At 62.2% G+C, this 26,266-nt stretch carries 22 protein-coding genes; 15 read left to right on the top strand and 7 right to left on the bottom strand.

Features of this window, described 5'->3' with window-relative positions; all coding sequences use genetic code 11:
• Positions 1 to 234: 234 nt before the first annotated feature.
• The 5 genes from metJ to cysD all read right to left on the bottom strand — a co-directional run bounded on the left by metJ (position 235) and on the right by cysD (position 6,105).
• Complete coding sequence (metJ, locus tag AC1DMY_RS00960) at positions 235 to 798, bottom strand: met regulon transcriptional regulator MetJ (protein WP_477163184.1); 564 nt, start codon at positions 796 to 798, stop codon at positions 235 to 237.
• Positions 799 to 1,422: 624 nt separating this feature from the next.
• A complete protein-coding gene (gene gcvH / locus AC1DMY_RS00955; protein WP_046972737.1) occupies positions 1,423 to 1,818 on the bottom strand; it encodes a glycine cleavage system protein GcvH in 396 nt (131 codons plus the stop codon).
• A gap of 105 nt (positions 1,819 to 1,923) precedes the next feature.
• Positions 1,924 to 3,024, bottom strand: coding sequence for a glycine cleavage system aminomethyltransferase GcvT (gcvT, locus tag AC1DMY_RS00950; RefSeq protein WP_477163183.1), 1,101 nt, complete (start codon positions 3,022 to 3,024; stop codon positions 1,924 to 1,926).
• A 295-nt stretch (positions 3,025 to 3,319) separates the two neighbouring features.
• Positions 3,320 to 5,203: a sulfate adenylyltransferase subunit CysN gene (gene cysN, locus AC1DMY_RS00945; RefSeq protein ID WP_477163182.1), complete on the bottom strand. Its 1,884-nt coding sequence runs from the start codon at positions 5,201 to 5,203 to the stop codon at positions 3,320 to 3,322.
• Complete coding sequence (gene cysD / locus AC1DMY_RS00940) at positions 5,203 to 6,105, bottom strand: sulfate adenylyltransferase subunit CysD (RefSeq protein WP_477163181.1); 903 nt, start codon at positions 6,103 to 6,105, stop codon at positions 5,203 to 5,205. The genes cysN and cysD overlap by 1 nt, the downstream gene beginning before the upstream one ends.
• 192 nt (positions 6,106 to 6,297) lie before the next feature.
• On the opposite strand from cysD, the gene AC1DMY_RS00935 reads away from it, so the two are divergent.
• From AC1DMY_RS00935 to AC1DMY_RS00920, 4 genes are read left to right on the top strand one after another with little or no spacing between them, the layout of a single operon-like run.
• On the top strand, positions 6,298 to 7,443 hold the full coding sequence (locus AC1DMY_RS00935; protein WP_477163180.1) for an MlaE family ABC transporter permease: 1,146 nt from the start codon (positions 6,298 to 6,300) through the stop codon (positions 7,441 to 7,443).
• Positions 7,440 to 8,255, top strand: a complete 816-nt coding sequence (locus AC1DMY_RS00930) for an ABC transporter ATP-binding protein (protein WP_477163179.1) — start codon at positions 7,440 to 7,442, stop codon at positions 8,253 to 8,255. Before AC1DMY_RS00935 ends, AC1DMY_RS00930 begins: the two co-directional genes overlap by 4 nt.
• A 1-nt stretch (position 8,256) precedes the next feature.
• The gene (locus AC1DMY_RS00925; RefSeq protein ID WP_477163178.1) at positions 8,257 to 9,195 is read left to right on the top strand and encodes an MlaD family protein; all 939 of its coding nucleotides are present in this window, start codon (positions 8,257 to 8,259) and stop codon (positions 9,193 to 9,195) included.
• Positions 9,192 to 9,815, top strand: a complete 624-nt coding sequence (locus AC1DMY_RS00920; protein ID WP_477163177.1) for an ABC-type transport auxiliary lipoprotein family protein — start codon at positions 9,192 to 9,194, stop codon at positions 9,813 to 9,815. The genes AC1DMY_RS00925 and AC1DMY_RS00920 overlap by 4 nt, the downstream gene beginning before the upstream one ends.
• A 2-nt stretch (positions 9,816 to 9,817) precedes the next feature.
• On the opposite strand, the gene AC1DMY_RS00915 is transcribed toward AC1DMY_RS00920, so the two are convergent.
• Positions 9,818 to 10,456: an alpha-ketoglutarate-dependent dioxygenase AlkB family protein gene (locus AC1DMY_RS00915; protein ID WP_477163176.1), complete on the bottom strand. Its 639-nt coding sequence runs from the start codon at positions 10,454 to 10,456 to the stop codon at positions 9,818 to 9,820.
• Positions 10,457 to 10,475: 19 nt separating this feature from the next.
• Complete coding sequence (locus AC1DMY_RS00910; protein ID WP_477163175.1) at positions 10,476 to 11,873, bottom strand: amidase; 1,398 nt, start codon at positions 11,871 to 11,873, stop codon at positions 10,476 to 10,478.
• 171 nt (positions 11,874 to 12,044) lie between these two features.
• On the opposite strand from AC1DMY_RS00910, the gene AC1DMY_RS00905 reads away from it, so the two are divergent.
• The 11 genes from AC1DMY_RS00905 to AC1DMY_RS00855 all read left to right on the top strand — a co-directional run bounded on the left by AC1DMY_RS00905 (position 12,045) and on the right by AC1DMY_RS00855 (position 25,974).
• Positions 12,045 to 13,649 carry an electron transfer flavoprotein-ubiquinone oxidoreductase gene (locus AC1DMY_RS00905; protein ID WP_477163174.1) on the top strand — a complete coding sequence of 535 codons (1,605 nt, stop codon included), beginning with the start codon at positions 12,045 to 12,047 and terminating at the stop codon, positions 13,647 to 13,649.
• Entirely contained in the window at positions 13,646 to 14,941 is a 1,296-nt protein-coding gene (locus tag AC1DMY_RS00900; protein WP_477163173.1) for a glycosyltransferase, read from the top strand. Before AC1DMY_RS00905 ends, AC1DMY_RS00900 begins: the two co-directional genes overlap by 4 nt.
• Before the next feature lies 1 nt (position 14,942).
• Positions 14,943 to 15,170, top strand: a complete 228-nt coding sequence (locus AC1DMY_RS00895; RefSeq protein WP_477163172.1) for a hypothetical protein — start codon at positions 14,943 to 14,945, stop codon at positions 15,168 to 15,170.
• Positions 15,167 to 18,175: a glycosyltransferase family 4 protein gene (locus AC1DMY_RS00890; protein WP_477163171.1), complete on the top strand. Its 3,009-nt coding sequence runs from the start codon at positions 15,167 to 15,169 to the stop codon at positions 18,173 to 18,175. The genes AC1DMY_RS00895 and AC1DMY_RS00890 overlap by 4 nt, the downstream gene beginning before the upstream one ends.
• Positions 18,176 to 18,248: 73 nt before the next feature.
• Complete coding sequence (locus tag AC1DMY_RS00885) at positions 18,249 to 18,995, top strand: electron transfer flavoprotein subunit beta/FixA family protein (RefSeq protein WP_477163170.1); 747 nt, start codon at positions 18,249 to 18,251, stop codon at positions 18,993 to 18,995.
• A 21-nt stretch (positions 18,996 to 19,016) separates the two neighbouring features.
• Positions 19,017 to 19,958 carry an electron transfer flavoprotein subunit alpha/FixB family protein gene (locus AC1DMY_RS00880; protein WP_477163169.1) on the top strand — a complete coding sequence of 314 codons (942 nt, stop codon included), beginning with the start codon at positions 19,017 to 19,019 and terminating at the stop codon, positions 19,956 to 19,958.
• A gap of 640 nt (positions 19,959 to 20,598) precedes the next feature.
• Positions 20,599 to 21,321: an NAD-dependent epimerase/dehydratase family protein gene (locus AC1DMY_RS00875; protein WP_477163168.1), complete on the top strand. Its 723-nt coding sequence runs from the start codon at positions 20,599 to 20,601 to the stop codon at positions 21,319 to 21,321.
• Positions 21,322 to 21,389: 68 nt separating this feature from the next.
• The gene (locus AC1DMY_RS00870; protein ID WP_477163167.1) at positions 21,390 to 22,388 is read left to right on the top strand and encodes a glycosyltransferase family 2 protein; all 999 of its coding nucleotides are present in this window, start codon (positions 21,390 to 21,392) and stop codon (positions 22,386 to 22,388) included.
• Complete coding sequence (locus AC1DMY_RS00865) at positions 22,385 to 22,810, top strand: GtrA family protein (protein ID WP_477163166.1); 426 nt, start codon at positions 22,385 to 22,387, stop codon at positions 22,808 to 22,810. Before AC1DMY_RS00870 ends, AC1DMY_RS00865 begins: the two co-directional genes overlap by 4 nt.
• A gap of 73 nt (positions 22,811 to 22,883) precedes the next feature.
• Complete coding sequence (locus AC1DMY_RS00860; protein ID WP_477163165.1) at positions 22,884 to 23,519, top strand: class I SAM-dependent methyltransferase; 636 nt, start codon at positions 22,884 to 22,886, stop codon at positions 23,517 to 23,519.
• Between the two features lie 277 nt (positions 23,520 to 23,796).
• Positions 23,797 to 25,974, top strand: a complete 2,178-nt coding sequence (locus tag AC1DMY_RS00855; protein WP_477163164.1) for a hypothetical protein — start codon at positions 23,797 to 23,799, stop codon at positions 25,972 to 25,974.
• Positions 25,975 to 26,266 lie beyond the last annotated feature (292 nt).

Genomic DNA, 26,266 nt, shown 5'->3' with positions numbered 1-26,266 from the left:
GCGACTAGCCGCACATCGCGTCGTATTGGGCTGGCTCGGGCGTCGCTGACGCCTGACCGTCGCGGTTAGGAAATTTTCCTACCCTGAATTTTCTTACCCCGGATTTTCTTACCCCGGAAACGAAGCGTCCCGGCAAGGGCCGGGACGAGTCGCTCTTTCGAAGGACTCTCCCCGCGCTGGGCACCGCGGGGAGAAAAGTCGTTCTTGCTTGTTATTAAGAGTAAAGCTTAAAGCTTACTTCTTGGCCTTGGGGGCCTTGGTAGCCTTGGGGGCCTTCGCAGCCTTGGTCGCCTTGACGACCTTGGCAGCGGCAGCCTTCTTCACGGTGCGCTTCTTAGCAACAGCCTTCTTCGCAACCTTCTTGGTCGCGACCTTCTTCACGGCAGCCTTCTTGGCAGCGGCCGGGCGCTTCTTAGCAACAGCCTTCTTGGCGACCTTCTTGGCAGCCTTCTTGGCGGCCGGCTTGCGGGCGACCGGCTTCTTGGCAGCGGTCTTCTTCACGGCGGTCTTCTTGGACGCCTTCTTGGCGGCCTTCTTTGCGGTGGCTTTCTTGGCAGTGGCCATAGTTCGTCTCAGCTCCTCATCAGTTGGCAGTGGTTGCCCAGTAAAAGCGTGCAGGAACGCCTCAACCAGCAGATCGCTGTTCGTGGCGTGCCGAAGATTGTTCACCTGACGACGGGTGCGTTCGTCAGACAAGGGCCTCAAGATGTGCAATGGGATCGAGACCGTGATCTTGCGTACTGCGCCGGCCTTCTCTCCATGATCGACATAAGGCTTGATGAATTTCGATGTTGCCATGGCACCCGTTCTCCGTGTTCCGATGCGAAAGCTATTCCTGAAGATTTCAGCTGTCAATTGATTTTAACCATTAAATCAATCCGTTTCATCTACCCCCGGGAGGGTCCAAACCCCCGCCAGACAAGGCCTTACGGGGGTTTGAAGGCATTTTCATTTGGACGTCCATACCTCCAGATGTTAATGCCTGTTTGATTACCTGGACCCCGACAAAACCGCTTAAAACAAGCCATTTTGTCTTTTCCATGCGCAGGCGCCTAACAGCCGTGCGTCTCACAAGTCGAGACACATCAACGACATGCCGGAGCCCTCCCCGGCATACCCCTTTTGATGAACGAAAGGCGACTGAATTTATTTTTTCAGAGGCCGGCCCGGAGGGTCGTTCCGGACCGTCTTGGACGAGCTCGGAGGCGTCGAAGAGGGTCGACTCGCGACGCGACCCCGGCTCACCGGATCGCCGTGTTGGACTTCTATCGGCATGGACGGCGATAACTTCAACGTAAAAATCGATGCGTCCGAACCCTACCGAATCGGTTCTTTGCGTCTCGAAAAAAACCTGTCCGCGAGTCAAAAAGAAGCCGGCCGCTTGAGGCGGCCGGCATCGGGTGCAGCATCGAACGTCAGGGCTTAGTGGTCTTCGTTTTCGACCAGTTCGGCATAGGCGTCGGCATCGAGCAGCTCATCGAGTTCGCCGCGGTCGCTGGCGCGGACCAGGAAGATCCAGCCGTTGCCGAAGGCGTCTTCGTTGATCGTTTCAGGCTTGTCGTTGAGCTCTTCGTTGACCGCCACGATCTCGCCGGAGACCGGGCTGTAGATGTCGGAAGCGGCCTTGACCGACTCGACCACGGCAACGCCGTGACCGGCCTGCACGCTCGCGCCGATCTCCGGCAGCTCGACGTACACCAGGTCACCGAGCTGGCCCTGGGCGTGGTCGGAGATACCCACGCGTACCAGGCCGTCGTCTTCGACGCGGGCCCATTCGTGGGACTTGAGAAATTTCAGATCGCCGGGAATCTCGCTCATGATCGGATCCAGTCGTTGGTATGGGTCGTGGGTGGAGCGCCAATTCTAGCCGCCTTCACCCGATGGGCAACACGGGCTGCGCCCGTGCCGCGTTGAGGCCTGAAGTCAGATGCCTTCGCAGGGTTGGCCGTCGCGCACGAAGGGGTATTTGACGATGCGTACCGGCACTTCGCGGCCGCGGATATCCACGCGCACCTCGCCCGGCTCGCCGACCGGAATGCGTGCAAACGCCACCGCCTTGTTGAGCGTCGGCGCAAAGCTGCCGGACAGGATCTCGCCGGCGCCGTTGGCGGTGAGCACGGCCTGACCGTGACGCAGCACACCTTTGTCGTCGAGCACGAGGCCGACCATCACGCGCTTTACACCTGCCGCCTTCTGCGCTTCGAGCGCCTGGCGGCCGATGAAGTCTCGCCCTTCGTCCAGTGCGATGGTCCAGCCCAGGTTCGCTTCCCACGGCGACACGGTGTCGTCCATGTCCTGGCCATAGAGGTTCATGCCTGCCTCAAGACGCAGCGTGTCGCGCGCACCCAGGCCGGCTGGCGCGACACCGGCGGCGGCGAGCGCCTGCCACAAGGCGACGGCGTGCTCCTGCGGCACGATGATTTCGAAACCGTCTTCGCCGGTGTAGCCGGTACGGGCCACGAACAGCGGCATGCCATGCGGCCCTTGGGCAGCGGCGGCGGCGAACTTGCCGAGCTTCTTCATGCGCTCGTGATCCACCTCGGCCAGCAGGCCGATCACCTTGGCGCGGGCGTTCGGACCCTGCACGGCGATCATGGCGTAGTCCGGACGCTCCTTGACCTCCACGTCGAACGCCTTGGCCTGCTTGGCGATCCAGGCGAGATCCTTCTCACGGGTGGCCGCGTTCACCACCAGGCGGAAGAACTCCTCGCCCAGGAAGTAGACGATCAGGTCGTCGATCACGCCGCCCTGCTCGTTGAGCATGCAGGAGTACAGCGCCTTTCCCTGCACCTTCAGCTTGTCCACGCTGTTGGCCAGCAAGTGGCGCAGGAACTCGCGCGTGCGTGCGCCGTGCAGGTCGACCACGGTCATGTGGGAGACGTCGAACATGCCGGCGTCACGGCGCACGACATGGTGTTCCTCGATCTGCGAGCCGTAGTTGATCGGCATGTCCCAGCCGCCGAAATCGACCATGCGCGCGCCGAGCGCACGATGGGTGTCATTGAGTACGGTCTTGTCGGTCATCGCAGTCGTGCTCTGGGGAAAGAAACATTATCGCCGGGCGCACGGATACATTCCAAGCCGAGCGCCGTGCGGGGGCGTATCGCTGAACATCTTGCGACGCAGCATCCAGGCGGATCGACGGCAAAGTGCTGAGACCTTTCCTAGCCGTCATTCCGGCGCAGGCCGGAATCCAGTTGCCGAGCGTCCGGCTATCGCCTCACGCCAGCCTGCGTTGGAAGCTGCGGCGACGACCCATCGCGTCGCAACTGGATTCCGGCCTGCGCCGGGATGACGAGCTTGGCATGTCGCGGCTGGCTCAGCGCGGCGCGTGACCTTGCCCGGCAAGCAACTGCTCCACCACCTGCTCGGCGAGCTGCTCCGCGCGCAGGCCCGCCGTGAGCAGATGCAGCTCGGCATGCTCCGGGGCTTCGTACGGCGAGTCGATGCCGGTGAAGTTGAAGATCTCGCCGGCTCGCGCCTTGCGGTAGAGCCCCTTGGGATCGCGGCGCTCGCATTCTTCCAGCGTGGTGTCGACGAACACCTCGAGGAATTCACCTTCGCCAAACAAACCGCGGGCGAAGCGGCGCTCGCTCTGGAACGGCGAGATTACGCAGACCAGCACGATCAGCCCGGCATCGACCATCAGATGTGCCACCTCGGCGACGCGGCGCACGTTTTCGACGCGCGCCTCGGCGGTGAAGCCCAGGTCCTTGTTGAGGCCATGGCGCAGGTTGTCGCCGTCCAACATATAGGTGTGGTAACCGAGCGCATGCAGGCGGCGCTCGACCAGGTTGGCCACGGTCGACTTGCCCGCGCCGGACAAACCGGTGAACCACAGGCAGCGCGCCTGCTGACCCTTGCTGAGGCTGCGCGCTTCCTGGTCCAGGTCGGTGTGCTGCCAGTGCACGTTGGAGGCGCGGCGCAGCGCGAAGTCCAGCATGCCGCAGGCCACCGTAGCGTTGGTGGTGCGATCGATCAGGATGAAACTGCCCAGCGTGCGGTTGTCCCGGTAGGACTCGAACGCGATGGCGTGGTCCAGGTCGATGTTGCAGTAACCGACCTCGTTGAGCTCCAGGCGGCGGGCGGCAAGTTCCGCCTGGGTGTTGACGTCCACCTTGTGCTTGATCGAGGTGACCCGCGCGTTGACCGTGCGGGTGCCGATCTTCATCCAATAGGCACGGTTGGGCAGCAGCGATTCGTCGCCCATCCACAGCACGTGGGCGGCGAACTGGTCGGCCACCGGCGCGGGGCACGCGGCGTCGGCGATCACGTCGCCGCGGCTCACATCGACCTCGCGGTCGAGCGTGAGCGTCACCGCCTGGCCAGCCACGGCTTCGGACAGATCGCCGTCGGCCGTCACGATGCGTTCCACGCGTGCGCGGCGCATCGCCGGCTGCACCACGATCTCCGAACCCACGGTCAGACGACCACCGCACACCGTGCCGGCATAGCCGCGGAACGATGCATCGGGGCGATTGACCCATTGCACCGGCATGCGGAAGTCCTGCGCCTGCGTGGCGGTCATGTCGGCCGACTCCAGCAGCTCGAGCAAACTGGGACCCTGATACCAGGGCATGCGCGTCGAGCGATGACCCACGTTGTCGCCGCCCGGCGCCACCACCGGCAGGCAATGCACCGTGGTGATACCCAATTGGGTGGCAAGCTCGCGGTACTCATGGGCGATGGCGGCGTAGATGTCCTCGCGGCAATCCACCAGGTCCATCTTGTTCACCGCCAGCACCACCTGGCGGATGCCCATCAGGGCGCAGATATAGCTGTGCCGGCGCGTCTGCGGCAGCAGCCCCTTGCGCGCATCGACCAGCACCACCGCCAGTTGGGCGTTGGAGGCGCCGGTGGCCATGTTGCGGGTGTACTGCTCGTGCCCGGGGCAGTCGGCCACGATGAAGCTGCGCCGCGGCGTGTGGAAGTAGCGGTAGGCGACGTCGATGGTGATGCCCTGCTGGCGCTCGGCGTCCAGGCCATCGGTGAGCAGCGAAAAATCCAACGCGTCCGCAGCCTCCGCATGCAGCTTGCGGCTGTCGCGGGCGAGCGCGGCGAGCTGGTCGTCCGGCACCATGCCGGCGTCGTAGAGCAACCGGCCGAGCAGCGTGCTCTTGCCGTCGTCGACGCTGCCGCAGGTGATGAAGCGCAGCAGGTTGGTGTCCTCAATGAGGGTCGGGGTGGCGTCCAGCGTAGCCATCAGAAATACCCCTCCTGCTTCTTGCGTTCCATCGAGGCGCTGCCGTCGTTGTCGATTACCCGGCCCTGGCGTTCCGAGGTGCGGGACGCGGCCATCTCGTCAATGATCTTGTCCAGCGTGTCGGCCGACGACTCCACCGCACCGGTCAGCGGATAGCAGCCCAGGGTGCGGAAGCGCACCTCGCGCAGCTCGACCGTTTCGCCATCGCGCAGGGTGAAGCGCTCGTCATCGACCATGATCAGCGCGCCATCACGGGCCACCACTGGGCGCGGCTTGGCGAAGTACAGCGGCACCACCGGAATGTTCTCGCGACGGATGTAGTGCCACACATCCATCTCGGTCCAGTTGGACAGCGGGAACACGCGCACGCTTTCGCCCTTGTGGATGCGCGTATTGAAGGTGTGCCACAACTCGGGCCGCTGATGCTTGGGGTCCCAGTGATGCTGCGCATTGCGGAAGGAGAACACGCGCTCCTTGGCGCGGGATTTTTCCTCGTCGCGCCGCGCGCCGCCAATGGCGGCATCGAAGCCGTACTGATCCAGCGCCTGCTTGAGGGCGACCGTCTTCATCACGTCGGTGTGTACTGCCGAGCCGTGGGTCAGCGGCGAGATGCCCTGGCGCACGCCGTCCTGGTTGATATGCACCAGCACCTGCACATCACCCTCGGCGGCCACCTGGTCACGGAAGGCGATCATCTCGCGGAACTTCCAGGTCGTATCCACATGCAGCAAGGGCATCGGCGGCCGGGCCGGATAAAACGCCTTGCGCAACAGATGCAACAGGACGGACGAATCCTTGCCGATCGAATACAACATCACGGGGCGCTCGAAAGCGGCCGCCGTTTCGCGAAAGATGTGGATGCTCTCGGCTTCGAGGGCGTCCAGATGGGACATGGAAGGCATGCGTGGCGTCACTGTTTCCTGGGTCCGATAGCGCCTGGGGGCGCGCGGTCAAGGGAGGAATCTAGCGGAAAATGGGCGCCGTGACAGGCACGGCATCGACAGGACGTACCAAAACGCATCAGGTCCATCGGCGATGACCTCACCATCGTTTCGTCACCTGATCTAGGCCACACTCCACTAAGATCGAGCTTCATGAGTACATCGATGGCGACAGGAAGCGCACAACTCGATGCCACGGCCACGCCCCCACGCCTGCGTGTGGCAGGCGACTGGACCCTGGCCCACTACGCCGTGCTGGAGCGCGCGGTCGATGCGCTCAAGCGCCACCTCCATCACAACACGCCGATCGATTTGAGCGCCCTGGGTGCGCTGGATACGGCCGGCGCCGCGCTGCTGGCCGGCCTGTTGGGCGCCGAACGGCTGGGCGACCTGGCCACCCAGGATCCGACCCTGCCCGCCGCCCAGCGCGCGTTGCTGCAGACCGTCGGCAAGGCGATGGCCAGCTACGTCAAGCCCAAATCCAGGCGCCGCCACAACACCGTGAGCGAGCTGCTGGCGCGTATCGGCGCGGCGATGGACAACGTCTGGCACCAACAGGTGCAGCTGCTGGGCTTCATCGGTCTCACTCTGCAGACCTTTGTGCAGACCGTCTGGCGCCCGCGTCGCTGGCGCGTCACCTCCCTGGTGGCGCATATCGAGCAGACCGGCCTGGATGCCGTGCCCATCGTGATGCTGCTCACCTTCATGGTGGGCGCGGTGGTGGCCTTCCTGGGGTCGACCGTGCTGGCGGACTTTGGCGCCACCATCTACACCGTGGATCTGGTGGCGTTTTCGTTCCTGCGCGAGTTCGCCGTGCTGCTCACTGCCATCCTGCTGGCCGGTCGCACCGCCAGCGCGTTCACCGCGCAGATCGGCTCGATGAAGGCGAACGAGGAGATCGACGCGATCCGCGCGCTCGGCCTCGACCCGATGGAACTGCTGGTGCTGCCACGGGTGCTGGCCATGCTTGCCTCGCTGCCGATGCTCACCTTTCTGGCGATGATTGCCGGCCTGATCGGCGGCGGGCTGGTCTGCGCCATGGTGCTCGACATACCGCCGGTGATGTTCATCAACCTGGTGAAGTCGGATATCGGGGTGAAGAACTTCCTGGTTGGCATCGCCAAGGCGCCGGTGTTCGCCTTCCTGATTGCGGTGATCGGTTGCCTGGAAGGTTTCAAGGTCAGCGGCAGTGCCGAATCGGTGGGCGAACACACCACCTCCAGCGTGGTGCAGTCGATCTTCGTGGTGATCCTGATCGATGCGCTGGCCGCACTCTTCTATATGGAGATGGGCTGGTGAACGCCGTCGCCAAACCGCAAACCGCCGAGAACGTGATCGAGGTTCGTCACCTGGTGAACCGCTTCGGCACGCAGATCGTGCACGAGCACCTGGACCTGGATGTGCGCCGCGGCGAAATCCTTGGCGTAGTCGGCGGCTCGGGTACGGGCAAGTCCGTGCTCCTGCGCAGCATCGTGGGGCTGCAACGCCCGACCTCCGGACACGTGCACGTGTTCGGCCAGGACCTGCTGAGCCTGTCGCCCGAGCAGCGCTCCCGCGTGGAGCGGCGCTTCGGGGTGCTGTTCCAGAATGGCGCACTGTTCTCCTCACTCAATATCGTGGAGAACGTGGCGATGCCGCTGATCGAACACGCCGGGCTCACCCGCCCCGATGCGCAGCACCTGGGCGGCGTGAAACTGGCGCTCGCCGGCCTGCCGATGGGCACGGAAACCAAATTTCCATCCGAGCTTTCCGGTGGCATGGTGAAGCGCGCGGCGCTGGCGCGTGCGCTGGCGTTGGATCCGGAAATCCTGTTCCTGGACGAACCTACGGCAGGCCTGGATCCGATCAGCGCGGCGGCGTTCGATCAGTTGATCCTCACCCTGCGCGATGCATTGGGCCTCACCGTATTCCTGGTCACCCACGATCTGGACACGCTCTACACCATCTGCGATCGCGTGGCGGTGCTCTCGCAGAAGAAGGTGCTGGTGGTAGGCCCACTCGACGAGGTTGCTCGCTACCCCGATCCATGGGTGCAAGCCTATTTCCACGGCCCGCGTGGCCGCGCCGCCGAAGAGGCGCACGAACGCGATTCGAATTCCGAGGTGAAATGACATGGAAACGCGTGCCCATCACGTACTCATAGGCCTGTTCACGGTGATCGTGGTCGCCGCCGCGCTGCTGTTCGCGCTGTGGCTGGCCAAGTCCAGTTCGGACCGCCAGTTCACCGATTATCAGATCGTGTTCAACGAAGCGGTCAGCGGCCTCTCGCAGGGCAGCGCGGTGCAGTACAACGGCATCAAGGTAGGCGCCGTCACCCAGCTCAAGCTGGACCCGCAGGATCCGCGCAAAGTGCTGGCGCGCATTCGTCTTGGCGGCGACGTTCCGGTGAAGCAGGACACGCATGCCAAGCTCACCCTGACCGGCGTGACCGGCTTGTCCGTCATCCAGCTCAGCGGCGGTTCGCCCAACAGCCCGCCACTAGTGTCGAAGGACGACCAGTTGCCGGTGATCGTGGCCGACCCTTCCCCGCTCAGCCAGATTCTGGCCAACGGCGAAGACCTGGTGACCAACATCAATGAAGTGGTGGCGAAGGCGAACATGCTGCTCTCGCCGGAAAACGCCGATCGCATCAGCCGCACGCTGCAGCACCTGGACCAGATCACCGGCACCGTCGCCGATCAGCGCGAGGACATTCACCAGTTGCTTCAGCAGCTGGCGCAGGCGAGCAAGCAGGCCAATGAGACCTTGGCGCAGACCAACCAGCTGGTACGCAATGCGAACGGCCTGGTGGACAACCAGGCGCGCGCCGCGCTGGAAAGCGCGCGCAACGCCATGGCCTCGCTCGACCATTCCGCCGCGGATATCGACCGTCTGCTCAGCGACAACCGTGCCGCCATCAACGGCGGCCTGCAGGGCTTCAGTGAACTGGGCCCGGCCGTGCGCGAATTGCGCGATGCGGCCGGCTCGCTGCGCGGCGTGTCACGCCGCCTCGACGAAAACCCGGCGGGCTTCCTGCTCGGCCGCGACCGTAGCAAGGAGTTTGTGCCATGAGGTTGCACCTGCGCCTGAGTGTCTGTGCAGCGATCGCGCTGCTCGGCGCCTGTACGATCCTGCCCAAGGCGGAATCACCCGATGTCTACCGACTGCCGTCCACGCCGCTGCCACGCGACGGCGCGTCTGCGGTGAACTGGTCGTTGCGGGTGGATACGCCCAACGCCGAGCGCATGATCGACAGCTCGCGCATCGCGGTGCTGCCTCAAGGCAATGTGGTCAGCGTGTACCAGGGCGCGCGCTGGGCTGACAACGCGACGACCTTGCTGCGCAACCGCATCATGGATGCCTTCCGCGACAACGGACGCATCGCCGGCCTGAGCAGCGACGAGACCAGCCTGCAGGCGGACTACTCGCTCGCTGGCGACCTGCGCTCGTTCCAGTCCGTCTATGAGAACGGACAGCCCGTCGTGGTGATCCGCTTCGATGCCCGACTGGTGAAGAACAGCGGTCTGCGCATCGTGGCCACGCATCGCTTCGACATCACCCAACCGGTGGGCGGCACGACGGTACCGCAGGTCGTTGCAGCGTTTGGACAGGCCAGCGACGCGCTCGCCTCGCAACTGGTGAACTGGACGTTGCAGCAGCCACTCGATGGCCATGACGTGCGGACGAACTGAGGCTACGCGGCCTGGCGCCGCGAGGCATCCACCCAGCGGAAAGTGAGGTTGATGCGCGGCCCGACCGCCGCGCTCGTCTTCGGCAGGTCATGCACATAGCGTTGCTGCGTATCGCCCGCCATGCGCAACAGGCTGCCGTGCTCCAGCTCGATCGCCAGCACGTCGCCACGCGCCGCCTCGCCGCGCGGCTTCAGGCGAAAGCGTCTCGCCGCGCCCAGGCTCAAGGACGCGATCACCGGTTGGCGCCCCAGCTCCGGCTCGTTGTCGCTATGCCAGCCCATGGAGTCCTGGCCGTTGCGGTAGAGATTGGCGAGCACGCTGTTGAAGCGCGCATCGCAGGCAGCGGCCACGCGGTCGCGTAGGGCGCGCAAGGCCGGCGTCCACGGATGCGGCGCGAAGCGCGTGCGCGAATAAACGTAACTGGCGTCTTCGTCGCCGATCCAGCAGCTGAGGCGCGGCGAATCCACTTCGCGCCCGAAGATGCGGATGCGGTGAACTTCCCACGCAATGGTGGACTGCAGTTCGGCAAACAGCGCTTCGGCTTCGCCACTGCCCAGCCACTGCGGCCACAGCGAAAGCGCAGCGCCCGGCAGCGGCAAGGGTTGCCAGCCAACGGGCGTCGTCTGATCGAACAGGCTCACGCCATCACCCTGCCTCGCCTCAACGAATCGCCGGGAATCCCGGTTCCACGTCGAGCGTCGCGGCGCACACGGAAGCCAGCTCCAGCAGCCGCAGGTCCGAGCCGCGCGCGCCCACCAGTTGCAGGCCGATCGGCATGCCGTCGGGCAGATAGCCCATCGGTATGTTCACCGCCGGGCAACCGGCCAGGCTGGCGAAGCTGGTGAGGTCCGCCTGCGAATCGGGCACCGGGCCATCGAGCGGGAATGCACCCTGCGGCGTGGTCGGCAGCACCAGCACGTCGATCTGCGCAAACAGGCGGCGCATCTTCAAGGTGGCGGCATCGAGCACGCGATCGGCGGTCGCGTAGTCGGCGGCGCTCTTGCCGGCGGCGTAACTCAGCAGCCGACGGAAATGCTCCGACGCGCGTTCGTCCGTGTTGGCCAGATCGGCGGCGAAGGTGCCGAGCATCTCGGCCTCCATCAGCAGCAGGCCGGCGCGACGCGTGCGGGCAAAATCCCAGTCGGCGAAATCCACCGTGCGGCGTTCGCCGAGCTCGCGCGGCCATTTCGCCAGCGCTGCCTCGAACACCTCGATCACATCCGGGTGCACACCGACGGCGCTCAGATTGGGCAGAAAGCCCGCGCGCAGGCGACCCGGCTCCCAATCCGGCGGCGACAAGGCAACGCGTCGACGGCGCGAACGCGCATCGTCGGCGTCGTAACCGGCCAGCACCTGCAGCAACACGGTCAGGTCATCGGCGCTGCGCGCGATCAGGCCCACCGTATCGAGGCGTCGCGCCGCCGGCACCATGCCGCGCGCCGAAATCTCACCATGGGTAGGCTTGAGCGCGTAGACGCCGCAATAGCTGGCCGGGATGCGAATCGAGCCCAGGCTGTCCGAACCCACGGCAGCCACCGCGAGTCCCGCCGCCACGGCCGCCGCCGCACCGCCCGACGAGCCCCCGGCGGTGTAGCCATGGCGATGCGGATTGTGCGTTGCACCGAAATGCGGATTATTGGTCACCGCGCCCAGCGCACCCTCGTCCATATTGGTCTTGCCGATTAACACCGCACCCGAGGCGCGCAAGCGCGACACCACGTGGGCATCGTCGGCGACCGGCTGGTGCCGCCCCGCAAGGCCGGCGCTGGTGGGCCAGCCGGCGACGTCGAAATTGTCCTTGAGCGCGATGGGAATACCGTCGAGCCGCCCGATCACGCCGTCGCGGCGGCGATGCTGGGCGGCCAACGCCTGCTCCTGCAGCATGGCCGAGCTGAGACTCACATAGGCATTGAGCTGTGGATTGACGCGCTCGATGGCCTCCAGATAGGTCTCGGCCAGCCCCTGCGGCTGCACGCGCTCCACCGCCAGCCAGTGCAAGAGCTGGCACATGGTGGCGCGACGCAGGTCGAGTTCGCTGATCGGGGGCTGCACATTCATTACTTTCTTCCCTGGGTCGCTTTTGGGGGGATTATCGCCATCACACATGAAGGGTTTGCAAGGATTCGGCCACCGTTGCCCCCAATGGCCCGAACCCGGACAATGCCGGATTACCCGTACCGTACGTCAGAGAACGGTAGGCATGCCGTACAAGATCAGCTGGAGTGAGCCGTGAGCGACCGCGAAATCATGGAATACGACGTCGTCGTCGTTGGCGCAGGCCCGTCCGGCCTCGCGTTCGCCATCCGTCTCAAGCAGTTGCAGCCGGAAACGAGCGTGTGCGTGATCGAGAAGGCCTCGACCATCGGCGCGCAGATCCTCTCCGGCGCCGTGATCGAGCCGCAGCCTCTGGATGCGCTGCTGCCGGGCTGGCGCGACAATCCGCCGCCCATCTGCGTGCCGGCCACCGAGGATGAATTCTGGCTGCTGAGCAAGACCGGCGGCCGCAAGCTGCCGGTGCCGCCGGGCATGAACAACCACGGCAATTTCATCGTGTCGCTGGGCGCCATGTGCGCCTGGCTGGCGCCGCAGGCCGAAGCGCTGGGCGTGGATGTATTCCCCGGTTTTGCCGCGGCCGACACCGTCCACAACGACGACGGCTCCGTCTCCGGCGTGCGCATCGGCGACATGGGCGTGGCCAAGGACGGATCGCACAAGGCCGGCTATACGCAGGGCATCGACATCAAGGCCAAGGTCACCGTGTTGGCCGAAGGCGCCCGTGGCAGCCTGACCAAGCAGCTGATCAAGCGCTTTGCGCTGGACAAGGACAGCGACCCGCAGGGCTACTCCATCGGCATCAAGGAACTGTGGCAGCTGCCTCCGGGCCGCGTGCAGCCGGGCAAGATCGTGCACAGCTTTGGCTGGCCGGCCGACAATCACACTTATGGCGGCAGCTTCCTCTATCACCTGGACAAGGATCGCATCGCGCTGGGCTACGTCAGCGGCCTCGATTACAGCGATCCCAACTACCAGCCGTGGGAAGCCTTCCAGCAGTGGAAGAACCATCCGTCGGTGAAGTCCTTGCTCGAAGGCGGCAGCATTCTTTCCGCCGGCGCGCGTGCCATCGTCACCGGTGGCTACCAGTCGCTGCCCAAAGTGGAAATGCCTGGCGCCCTGCTGATCGGCGATACCGCCGGCCTGCTCAACGTGCCCAAGATCAAGGGCACCCACCAGGCGATCAAGAGCGGCATGCTCGCCGCCGAACACCTGGTCGCCAACCAGCTCAACCCGGCCGGCTTTGACGCCAAGCTGCGCGCTTCGGACGTGATGGCCGAGCTCAAATCGGTCCGCAATATCAAACCCGCCTTCAAGAAGGGCCTGTGGTTCGGCATGCTGAACGCGGCATGGGAAACCGTGCTGCGCGGCGCCTCGCCGTGGACGCTCAAGAACAAGGCGGACTGGTCCTCGCTGCACAAGCTGGGCGAGTGCGAAGAGCCCAAACGCGACTACGTGCAGCCGCGCGAGCTCCCGCCGCGCGACCGCCTCGCCGGCGTCTACTTCGCCGCCACCGAGCACGACGAAGACCAGCCCATCCACCTGCACGTCGCCGACACCAATGTGTGCGTGACCCAGTGCGCGGTGGAATACGGCAACCCGTGCACGCGCTTCTGCCCCGCGGGCGTCTATGAAATCGTCAGCGACGACGCTGGCAAACGCCTGCAGATCAACGCCGCCAACTGCGTCCACTGCAAGACCTGCGACATCAAGGACCCCTACCAGATCATCAACTGGGTCACCCCGGAAGGTGGTTCGGGTCCGAATTACCAGAATTTGTGAACAACGCATTCACTTGGCGGATCAGCCGCCTCCTGTACTTCGCCAGGCGCATCAAAGGCAGTATCGCGCAGCGTGGCGTGCGCGGCGCGTTCCACCGCCTGCTGCAGCAGGGGGTGGGTTTCCGGTCGATGCTGGGTACCGCCGCAGCAACCGGGGTCGACGTACGGATGCCCGGGCACGACGGCAACGGGACTCGGCGCATATTGGTCGTTGACAGCATGGTGCCCGATCCCATTCGCGATTCGGGCTCAATGCGATTGACGCAGATGATGCAGTTGCTGCACGAACAAGGATGGCGCATCGATTTCGTGGCCGCCGATGGCTTCGCCACGCCCGCCGATATCGCAAGGCTCGCCAATATCGGCGTGCGTTACCAACACGGAAATCCGTTTCGCTGGCTGCGTCAGGAAGGCCAAGAACTCGACGCTGTGCTGCTGTGCCGTCTGCCTGTGGCGAGCCAGTACTTGGGCGTCATCCGCCAAAGTAGTCCGCAGGCCAAAGTCGTGTTCGACACGGTCGACCTGCATTACGTGCGCGAGCAACGCGCCGCGGCGCTAACAGGCAATAAGCGTCTTTATCGCCACGCGGCACAGTCGCGCCGCCGCGAGCTGGACGCTATTTCACGCAGCGACGCGACACTCGTGGTCAGCCAGGAGGAACGACTGACCTTGGCACGTGAACTGCCGAACACACGCGTGGAATTACTGAGCAATATCCATGCGATCCACGGCAGGGGCAAGGGTTTTGAAGCGCGTCGAGACCTCCTTTTCATTGGTGGCTTCGGACACCCACCCAACGCTGACGCCATGCAATGGTTCGCGCAGGAGATCCTGCCATTGCTGCGGGCAAGCGAGCCTTCGTTGGTGCTGCATGTTGTGGGCGATATCGACGAGGCATCGCGCCGCGCGTTGACGCGAGACGGCCTGGTTATTCACGGACGCGTTGACGACATCGAGCCGCTGATGCACAGCTGCCGGGTGTCGGTAGCGCCGCTGCGTTTCGGTGCCGGCGTGAAGGGAAAGGTCAACCTTGCCATGAGCTACGGACTGCCGGTGGTTGTCACATCGGTCGCGGCGGAAGGCATGTTTCTTGTAGACGAATCCAACGCCCTGATCGCGGACGATGCGAATGGCTTCGCCCGGGCCATTCTTCGGCTTTGCCGCGACCGCGACCTATGGATGCAGTTGTCCGATGGCGCGCTTGAGAATGTTCGCCATCACTTCTCGATCGAACAGGCTCGAAATACCCTGTTACGGGTGTTCTCGCGGCCAAGTGCGCCGGAAGGTATTTGAAGTGAGGCGATTGTTCGCGCCACTCAGGCAATGGCTGGCCAGCCGACCGCAGCTGCGCCGCAAGCTCACCCTCATCATCTATCGATTTCCGGCGCTGGACATGCGCCTGCGTGGCCTATTGCATAGTCACCAACGCCGCGAAGCGGCCCTGGACGTGGACAGCGTTCACCTCTCCCGGCCCGCTCGCGACGTCATGCAGCGCCTCAAGGCGCGGATCTCGCGCTCATGAAGATCCTGCTGGACATGCAAGGTGCGCAGTGCCAGAGCCGCCATCGCGGCATCGGCCGTTATAGCCTGGATCTGGCCAAGGCCTTTGCCCAGGTGGCTGCAAAACGGCACGACGTGCAGTTTGCCTTCAACGCGCAACTGGACGAAGCAACCGACAGCATCATCGCCACGCTGCAGCCACATGCGGACGTGAATCGCCGACTGGTTATCCCTGCGCTTGGAGACGTCGCGGCCCAATACGCCGGGAACGAAACGCGCCGACGCGCCGGCGAGCTCTTGACGCGCCATGGCTTGACCCAGGCACGTGCGGACGTCGTGTGGTTCAGCAGCATGATTGAAGGCTACGTGGACGACGCACTCATTCCCGAAGGGGGCGTCCCCGGTACTCATACGGTTGCCACGCTCTACGACCTGATTCCTCTGCACGAGCCTGAAGCGTATCTCGGCCATCCCCGTGTAAAGGCATGGTACGAAGGAAAAATCGAAGCGCTTTCGCAATGCGACCTGCTGCTATCCATTTCCGAATGGGTGCGTGATGACGCACTGGCGCGGCTGGGACTAGACCCTGCTCGCATCGTCACCATTGGCGGTGGCGTGGAACCGCGCTTCCGCCCCCCCGACGATGCGATGGCCACGCTGCAACGTGTGCAGTCAGCGCATGGCATCACGCGCCCATATGTGCTGTACAACGGCGGCTTCGATCCGCGCAAGAACGTTGCGCGCCTGATCCAGGCCTTCGCCTCATTGCCGCCCGGCCTGCGCGATACACACCAGCTCGTCATCGTCGGGCGCACATCGACCGAACAGATGTCCGGCTTGAAGTCGGCAATGCGCGCTGCCCACGTTGCGCCGAGTTCCGTGATCTTCACGGGTTTCGTCTCGGATGAGGCGTTGGTCGACCTATACGCGTCATGCGCTCTATTCGTCTTCCCATCTACCTTGGAAGGGTTTGGGCTGCCGCCGTTGGAAGCCATGTCATGCGGTGCGCCGGTTCTGGCAAGCAACACGACTAGCCTGCCGGAAGTCATCGGCAGGCCCGACGCCACGTTCGATCCGACACGCACCGATGCCATCGCGTCTGCCATGGCCGATGCGCTCGGCCAGCCGGAGCGGTCCGACATGCTCCGTCAGCACGCTAAGCAACAGGCCTCGCGTTTCACGTGGGAAGCCGTCGCCATGCGCGCGATGCACGCGATGGAAGCGCTCGCGGCACGATCAACGCGCCGGCCGTTGGTTGCAGCGACGCAGCCAAGCTCACCATTGCTGCTCTGTGTGGATGCCACGGCCCAGGCCATATCGATCGAATCCCTGCGCAATCACTATGCGACGTCAACCACGCCCATGCCGGTTGATGCGATGCGCCCCCCGGCCGACTTTTCTGCGTTGCTCGATTCGGCTGACCGCATCGTCTACGTCACGACACTCGAATACTTGTGGCAGACAGCGGCGCTGACCCAACGATGGCCAGGCGTGTGGCTTCTGGCGCCACCAACCACGTCTGCCACGCCGGCAGCCTCGCCGACGGTGCGCTACGCATCGGGCGGCTATGCGGCCTGCTTCGAGTCGACGTCCGCACTCAGCAGCCCGCCAGTGAATTGCCTGGGCATTCTGGTGGCTGCCGGCTCTTCCATTCCGCCATCGATCGACGCCTCGGGCATTGCCGTGGCCGAATGGCAGGAGGGCTCGACCAACATGGTGGCGCCCCAGCTCGAGTCGTGGTTCGGCACCGCCGACGCAGGTGGCGAAGCCGCGCTGCTTGATGAGCTTGGTCGAGTTGGTGCCACGCTGGACGATGACGACTTGGCGAGAATCAGCGATGCGGTGGTCACCCTGCGTCCGCAAGGCGCCACATCGCAGTGGCTGGTCGACGTCACTCAGATCGTTCAGCGCGATATAGGCACCGGCATCCAGCGGGTGGTTCGCTCCATTCTCACTCAATGGCTGCGCTCGCCGCCCCCTGGCGTTCGTATCGAGCCCATTGCCCTGGTCAATGGCCGCTTCCGCTATGCCCGGCGCTATGCCTTGCGATTGCTGGGCCTGGATGACACCGCGCTGGACGACGATTTTGTCCAGGTCGCTGCTCATGACACCTACATCGGCCTTGACTGGTCCGCCGAAGCCATGAGCTCGGCCGAATCGCTGCTGCGCGATTGGCATCGCCGCGGTGTAGGCATGCATTTCGTCGTGCACGACCTGCTGCCGATCACGCTGCCCAAGGCCTTTCATCCGTTTGCACGTAACCTGTTCAACCGCTGGCTCCGTCATGTCAGTTGCCTTGCCGACGGCCTCCACTGCGTCTCGGCGGCCACAGCCGGCGAACTGTCAAGTTGGCTGGATCAAAGCAACGTGCCCTATCAGTTTGCGCAGAAACCTCTCGTTGACAACTTTCCCCTCGGGTCCGAAGCCTTGGTGGACACTGCCGTCTCCGCGCTACCGCAGTCGCTGGCCCAGGCCAATCTACAGCGCGCCACGATTCTGATGGTGGGCACGCTGGAGCCGCGCAAGGGGCACGTGCAGGCGCTGGATGCCTTTGAGCGGCTATGGTCCAGTGGGCGCGAGCTGAATTTCGTCATCGTCGGCCACGCCGGTTGGATGGTTGAAGCTTTGGTCCGGCGTATCGAACAACACGAGGAGCTGGATCGGCGCCTATTTTGGTTTCAGAACGCCGATGATCAGTTGCTCGAAAGCATCTACCGCTCGTCCACGGCGCTGCTGGCCCCCTCTTTCGGCGAGGGCTATGGCCTGCCGTTGGTGGAGGCCGGCCATCGCGGTCTTCCCGTCATTGCCCGCGACTTGCCCGTTTTCCGCGAGACCATGGGTGACTACGCCAGTTATTTCCGCGCCGCGGACAGCGCCGAGCTGGCCCTAGCCCTCGACACGTGGCTCCGCGAGCCGCACACGCCGTGTCTGCCCCGGTCTTGGCCCACTTGGCGCCAAAGCGCAACGGCGCTGGCGGCCGCCATCCTGAAGGGATCCGGGCACGACGGGGTTCAAACGATCGTTTGAACCTGGTTACAATGCATAATTGATCTTTCGGCTGTCCCCGCCCCAGGCGGGAAGAAACTCCAAGGACCCGCACATGAAGATATTGGTCGGCTACAAGCGCGTCGTGGACTACAACGTCCGCATTCAGGTCAAGCCCGATGGTACGGGCGTGGTGACGGATGGCGTGAAGCTCTCCGCCAACCCCTTCGACGATATCGCGCTGGAAGAAGCGCTGCGTCTGCGCGAAAAAGGCGTCGCCGAAGAAGTGATCGTGGTGGGCATCGGTCCGGCCGACCTCACCGCCCACCTGCGCAACGGCCTGGCCATGGGCGCCAACCGTGCCATCCATGTGGTCACGACCGATGCCGTGCAGCCGCTCACCGCCGCCCGCATCTTCCAGAAGCTGATCGAAAAGGAACAGCCGGGACTGGTGATCCTGGGCAAGCAGGCCATCGACGACGACGCCAACCAGACGGGCCAGATGCTGGCCGCGCTGTGGGATCGCCCGCAGGCTACGTTTGCCAGCAAGGTCGAGATCGCCGATGGCAAGGTCACGGTGACCCGCGAAGTGGATGCGGGCCTCGAAGTGATCGAAGCGGAGCTGCCCGCTGTGATCACAACCGACTTGCGCCTCAACGAGCCGCGCTTCATCAAGCTGCCGGACATCATGAAGGCCAAGTCCAAGCCGATCGACAGCATCGAGTTCGCCTCGCTCGGCGTGGAAACCAACGATCATCTGAAGACCACGCACTACGCCGCGCCAGCCAAGCGCAGCAAGGGCGTGATGGTCAAGGATGCGGCCGAACTGGTCGCGGCCCTTAAGCAAAAGGGCCTGCTTTAAGCAGCCTTGGGAGATAACCACATGTCCAAGATCCTCGTCATCGCCGAACATCTGAACGGCAAGCTGAATTCCTCCACCGCGCGCGCCGTGAGCGCCGCTGCGGCGATCAAGCCCGAAGCCATCGACGTGCTGGTGCTGGCCGACAACGCCGACGCCATCGCTGCCGAGGCCGCCAAGATCGATGGCGTCAGTCGCGTGCTCACCATCGCCCGCGCCGAGAACGCCCACCCGCTCGCCGCCGTGCTGGCGCCGCAGATCGCCAAGGCCGCCACCGGTTACAGCCACGTGTTTGCCCCTTCCACGACCTTCGGCAAGGACGTGCTGCCCCGCGTCGCCGCCCTGCTCGGGGTCGCCCAGGTGAGCGACGTGATGAGCGTGGAAAGCAGCCACACCTTCAAGCGCCCGATCTATGCCGGCAACGCCATCATCACGGTGGAAGCCGACGCGGGCAGCATCGTGGTCGCCACGATTCGCACGGCCTCGTGGGCTGCGGCAGCGAGCGGCACGAACAGCGCACCGGTCGAGGCATTGAACGTCGACGCCGCCCTGCCCTCGCATACCCGCTTCGTCGAACTGCAATCGGGCAAGAGCGATCGCCCGGACCTGCAGAGCGCCAGCAAGGTGGTCTCCGGCGGCCGCGGCGTGGGCTCGAAGGAAAACTTCGACATCATCTACAAATTCGCCGACAAGATCGGCGCCGGCGTGGGTGCCTCGCGCGCCGCCGTCGACGCCGGCTACGTGCCGAGCGACCTGCAGGTAGGCCAGACCGGCAAGATCATCGCGCCGGAGCTGTACATGGCCATCGGTATCTCCGGCGCGATCCAGCACCTTACCGGCATCAAGGACGCCGGCACCATCGTCGCGATCAACAAGGACGGCGAGGCGCCGATCTTTGAGATTGCGGACATTGGCCTGGTGGGGGATTTGTTCAAGATCATTCCGGAGCTGGAAGCGAGCCTGTAACGCTAATCGCTCATTGCGACAGGTGCCACCAAGGCGTGGCACCTGTTGCAACGTCACATTGAGCCAGGCATCCGATGCCGGCGCGATATGGCTTAAAATCAAACTTCACAACATCACCATTATGAGAAGGCCGCTCGCCGCCCCGAAAGGGCCGTGAGCTTGAGCCGAATGGCGTCAACCGGTCGCCACTCAAATAGGTCACAGGAAGCACCTGGCCGCGGGCCCCTGATCCACCTGATCCGGCGGTGATCTGCGTACGCTCCTTCGCGAGCGCGCGCATTTGTCCAGAAAGGCCCGCAGACTCGTGCAGCCGCCTGAGCCGCTCCTCTGGCGCCATTACAAAGTTGGGCCCGCCCTCTTTATCTGAGGCTGTTGCCGGTATTCGAAGGATTCCGCACCAGGTTTTTCCTGGTCCTGGAATCGCTATCAGCCTCACAAGTCATGTTTTAGCGCCCCAGCATGAACTTGCTTCCTCTTGTGAGACGCGAGAGGATGTTGGGCGAACATCTGAAAACTTGCGTTAACTGAGGGGTCGGGAGAATAACTTGCGTAGGGACATCTGTCATCGACATAGCCGGGCGTTCGCTCCACTTGAGCGAGTGTTTGCGATGCATGCAGGCGCCCTTCAAGCGTCGAGAGGGTGGTCGTGATCGTTGGGCGAGGCCTGCTGGCACGGGCGTTTGCGCCCGCCTTTGAAGTTAACAAAGATTGGCTAATCTTTGCTTCCGGCGTTTCAAATTCACAGGAAAGCGAGCAGAGCGAGTTCCTTCGCGAGGAAAGCCTACTGACGTCCTGCATCGATCGCGATTGCGGGACGATAGTGTATTTCAGCAGCTGCGGACTGATCGAGGGAGACACAGCGGACACTCCGTATATGAGTCACAAGAGAAAAATGGAGTCGCTTGTACTCGCCACGCCAAACTCTGTCGTGCTTCGCTTGCCGCAAGTGGTTGGTAGCAGCCATAACCACCACACTTTGATCAACTATTTGCGCGATCGGATCATGAGTGGAGAGCATTTCACCGTCTGGCAAAACGCCGAGCGCAACATCATCGATATCGATGATGTTGCTGCCATTGCACAAGAGCTTTTGCGGCACACCAAGCCTAGCGCCCGTATCGTTAATATTGCAGCCAACCATTCCTCACCCATGCCGCAAATCGTAAAGATTGTGGAGTTCGCAATCGGCAAGCAAGGAAACTACACGCTTGAGCCGAAGGGAGCGCCACTGAGATTGAATACCGACCTGGCAAACGAAGCGGCCCGTCGGCTGGGGATTGACCTTGGCGAGGGGTACTTGGAGCGCGTCATCTCCAAATACTACGCACCCGGCATCAAGGCGCGGGCAAATGGCCAGCCTTAGGCTGGCCCAGGTTATGACCGTACCGGCCACTCATTGCTGTGGCGCTTCCGATGTTCTGTGGATAGATCATGATCGTTTCAGGTGAAGCTTTGAGCACAAGTAAAGCAAACAGTGGCACGACACCAAGCGTCTCCGTTGTCGTGCCCGTGTACGGAGGTACAAAGGCGCTCCCTGAACTTTGCCAACGAGTGGGCGCAACTCTCAAGGACAACTACGAAATCATACTCGTCGATGACAACGGACCAACTGAGGCGTGGCCCGTCATCAGGGACCTCGCACGAAACAATCCGCATGTCTTCGGTGTTCGGCTGAGCAAAAACTTTGGCCAGCACGCCGCCACCATGTGTGGCATCGCGCGTGCGCGCGGGGAATGGATCATCACCATGGATGATGACCTTGAGCACCCACCCGAATCGATACCGACGCTGATCGAGGCAGGGGATGCCGACTATCCGCTGGTCTATGGAGCCTTTGTCCAGCGCACCCATGCGGCTTACCGCAATTGGTCGTCTGAACTCATGCGCTGGACTTTAAAGCGCGCTTTCCCTGACCTAAACGAGAATTACTGCTCGTTCCGCGCCATCCATCATTCGATAGCGCGACAGCTAAACAATTTTGATTTGAGCAAACCCTATATTGACGGCATGCTTTCGTGGGTCACTGCCAATGCACGATCGGTAGAAGTCCCCCACGGTGAGCGCCAGCACGGCGAGAGTGCATATACCTTCAAGAAGTTGATGGCCCATGCGGCGAATATCTTCGTCACGTTTTCGCTTATACCGCTTCGTATGGCCACCTATGGAGGCTTGGGACTCGCCGGCATCAGCTTCCTATCCATCATTTACTTTGTGTATGGAAAATTGACCGGTGCAGTTCAAAACCCGGGTTATACATCGCTGATGTCAGTTGTTCTGTTTGCCTGCGGGATCCAGCTCATCATTCTCGGCGTGCTGGGGGAATATGTCGGCAAACTAATGAACGCGGCCTATAAACGTCCTGGCTATGTAGTCCTGGAGGTAGCACGAGCTCCCGCAGGGCACGATCCGTCCAGTGAGTTGTCCGCATGAACTGGACGCAATGCCGCCTGGCTATGGAGCGGAGGCTTCCGTGGCGCTCCCCGGGTTTTCACAAGAGCGAATTTCTGCGCTTCGTGATTTCCCGAGGTGTCTGCGCCATCTTCAGCTATGGCCTCTATCTGGCGCTTTTACTCATTGTTAGCTACGAGATCGCTTATGTAGCGTCCTACGTAGCGGGCATCGCCCTCGCTTATTTCGTGAGTTCGCGCTTCGTCTTTCAGGTGGCCATGAGCCCACGATCGGCCATTCGGTTTCCGCTCGTGTATCTGGTTCAGTTCGTCATATCCTTTGTCCTTCTACGTATAACAGTGCAGTGGATCCATATCCCGCCATCGATCGCATACGCCATTGCTGTCGCTGTCACTATTCCTCTTACTTTTTCCCTTTCCCGCTGGATCATGCGAGCCGGCTAGCTCCAAAGCAAAGGAAAGGACCGATCGTCGCAACCCAAATGACTGAGCTTCTATGAACACAAAGGCAGCAAGTGTGGATCAGGTACTCACGGGAGTGCGACGCGTACTCTCCGACCCGAGGATCTACGACGGACTTCAGTCCCTTCTGGGTGTAAATGGCGCTCGCCGATATATCTGTGAAGAAGTCATCGGCGCCAAGGACGGCGAATCCATCCTGGATGTTGGCTGTGGTACTGCGGAATTGCTCCACTACCTGCCTGCGACCGTCACCTACTACGGGTTTGACCTATCTGAGGCATATATAGCGGCGGCAAAGCGGCGCTATGCCGGACGCGGCAATTGCAGCTTTCAATGCGCCGACCTCAGTACAGTGTCTGCCGACGACCTGCCTCCGTGTGAGCACGCGATCGCCTACGGCGTGCTGCACCACCTTAACGACGAAGTCGCCAAACGCGTTCTGGCAGGAATTCATGAGCGCCTAGCACCTGGCGGGCGTGTAATCACCGTTGATCCCGTGTTCGCGCCCGGCCAGGCGATGATTGCGCGAGAGCTGATACGACGCGATCGTGGCCAGCATGTTCGTACCGCCGATGGCTATCTCAGCCTTGTACCGGCCAGCTACGCCGACAAGAAAGTTAGCGTGCGACATGACCTGCTAAGAGTCCCCTATTCGTTAGCCGTCATGGTAAGTGAAAAAGCGCTTTCCTAAGCCGAAAGCAAGTAGAACATTCCAATGCCGACGGCGACAAGAATTCGAGCGCGCTGCCTAGGCTGTACTTAACTTGGTTTTGGATCATTTGCTTCGTGCCATAGCGGGCCTGCAAATCAGATGCCCCGCCCGCCGGTCCCGCGCTTATACACGTGACACAGAGCGTCCCGCGCTCGGTAGTCAGGGACCACGCCCTGCTTGCTTCGCTATGGGCCCGGCCGATAATCCGTGAAAAAAAGACCAGGCAATTCCGTTTGAGAACGAAGGACCGAACTCCATGAAGCCGCATTCGACCACGTCAGCCGCAGCGGGCGTCACCTGGAGCCGCATGACGACAGCGGCCGACATGTTCTGGATTGCCCTGCTCTTTATGGCCATTGGCCTTTGGTATGCAGGTCCAATCTTCCTGCAACACTTCTTCGACGGCATACCGGCGGGCGTTGGTGGAAACATTGTGGGGCATATGGCGCCTGGAGATCAGTATGAGGCGTATTACCGGCACACGCTCCCGTTTTATAATTTCGAGCGCGGCAAACCACTGCTCTATTCCGGTTATCAATACGCATTAAGTCAGCGTCAGGTTTTCGTGGACGGCATGATATATCTGCCGTTTGCGACACTAGTCTCGCTCTTGGCTCTGGCCATCGGTCCCATCGCGGCTTTCAACGCCATGGCGATACTTAGTTTCGCGCTGTGCGGCATGTTCGGATACTTGCTTGGACGCGAAGTAAGCGGTTCAAGACTAGCCGGATTAATCGCTGCCGCGATTATCTCCCTCCTCCCCTTTCGGGTAGGATTTCTATTCGGCGAAATGTTCTATGCCACCGATATGGCATTGTTGCCATTGGCGCTTTTCCTCTTCATTCGGCTGTTAAGAGCAGGCAGTTGGTGGTACGCCGGGTCATTCGCGAGCGTAATCCTGCTATTGGCCACGGCCAACTTCGCGATGCTGTACTGGACGCTACTGCTATTCGGCCCGTCCTTCCTGGTTGGTACCCTGTATGTAGTGCGCCTCACTTGGCCTGATTGGCGCAAACTCTGCGGGATGGCGGCCGCTGCTGCTCTGCCGCTCCTGTTAACGGCGCTATATGTATTCCACGTCAAAGGGGTACTCCATGCCAGCGGACTGGCCTCGGGCCAGAAATGGGACCAACTCCGCTTGTATAGCCCCGAGTTTGCCAACTTGTTCACCCGGTGGAATGGGATCGAGAAAACCGTCTACTCCGGTTTAGCGGGCCTTTTCGCGGCAGGTGGCATCATCCATATAGCGTGGATGCGAAAACATCGGTCTGATGCCGTTATCTACTATGCTGCCATATACGCCGCCGGGCTGTTTGTCGTTTCGTACGCTCTCGCCTTTGGACTGAGCTTTGACAGCGCCACCGGCATCCCGCTGTACGAAGCCCTATTCAAGTATGTACCTTTTGCAAACGCGTCCCGAACTCCGGGACGCCTTATGCCCATCGTCGGGGTCTGCGCGGCCGTATTGTCGGCATTATTTGCAAGTGCAATGTTCGCGCGAATTCGTGGCAAGCGTGGACGCCTGCTACTAGCGGTACTCTTGACCTTACTGATCGCTGTTGACTACAAATTTTCAGCAGTGTCGATGACCACGCTTGAAACCGATAATCAATCTTACGCAGCCATAAAAGGCGCCAGCGAATCGGCCCTTGGCATCCCATTCCGGCGCGAGGCAGACAACTACGCCGGCACCACTTTCCAGTATTTTGCTTTGACCAATGACCTGCGAATGATCAACGGCCACAGCTCGACCTTTCCTTCGGATTGGGCCGAATTCTATTCGGGTGCGCGTCCCTTGAATTACGGCGAAGCCTCCAGCAGCTTTCTAGCCGATCTTCGTCGTCGTGGCGTACGTTACTTATTGGCTCATAACACCGCGTATGAGCCAAAAGTTTCAATATCTGTGATCGCCATGCTGAACGCAAATCCCGCGCTACGCCGTCTGCGCGAAGACTCCGGCGTCGTGCTGTATGAAATCGTCGATCCCGCGTTGGCGCCCGAACATTTCGACAGCCAAAACTACGTGGATGCCATTCGCCACAACGCTTCTTTGACTTCAGGCGGCTCTGAAGCCGTACCGCCTCCCGGCGTCGAGGAGATGTTCGGTTGGTACTCGCGCGAGGCATATGCCGGAAAGACACCCTTTCGATGGATGGCCGGAACTACTTCATTGATCTTGGCGACGCCAGGAAGCTCGGATCATCCGAACCGAGTGATCTTCAGCTACAGGTGTCCCTATGGAGAGCTGAGCATCACCGGCATAGAGATTCAAGCCGCTACGCAAGGCGCTAGCGAAGATGGCTGGCATAAAATAGCCGTTACCATCCCTCGTGATGTCACGTCAGTGATCACCTTGACTGCGCCTTTGCTCTATACCGTGCCAACCGACGAACGCAAATTCGGTTGCATGGTTAGCGACTTCCTTATGGAGTGAGTTAGACGTGCGCCGCATTCTTGCGCACGCGTCAACCTCACATAAATTCGTGTCTGGCAGAACAAGAGGCTTCCAGTTCGTCTTGTTGGATTCGCAGTTGGGGTTTGGCAAATACCAGTCTGTCGAGACTATTTCGGAGAGCGCGCCGTTGTGGTCGGCGGGCCATCGCTGAGCGTGCTCATGGGCTTCGCGGAGAGAACTGAGTACTCCGCCTCGGCTCCATCCCCGGCACGTCTCCTCAATGCGCAGCTCGCGACACACAATCTTTGACGTGTCAACTATTCCCAAGCCA

Source organism: Dyella sp. 01L423 (assembly GCF_056399945.1).
The sequence above is the reverse complement of the archived record's forward strand: the minus strand, read 5'-3'. Positions and strand labels throughout refer to the sequence as shown.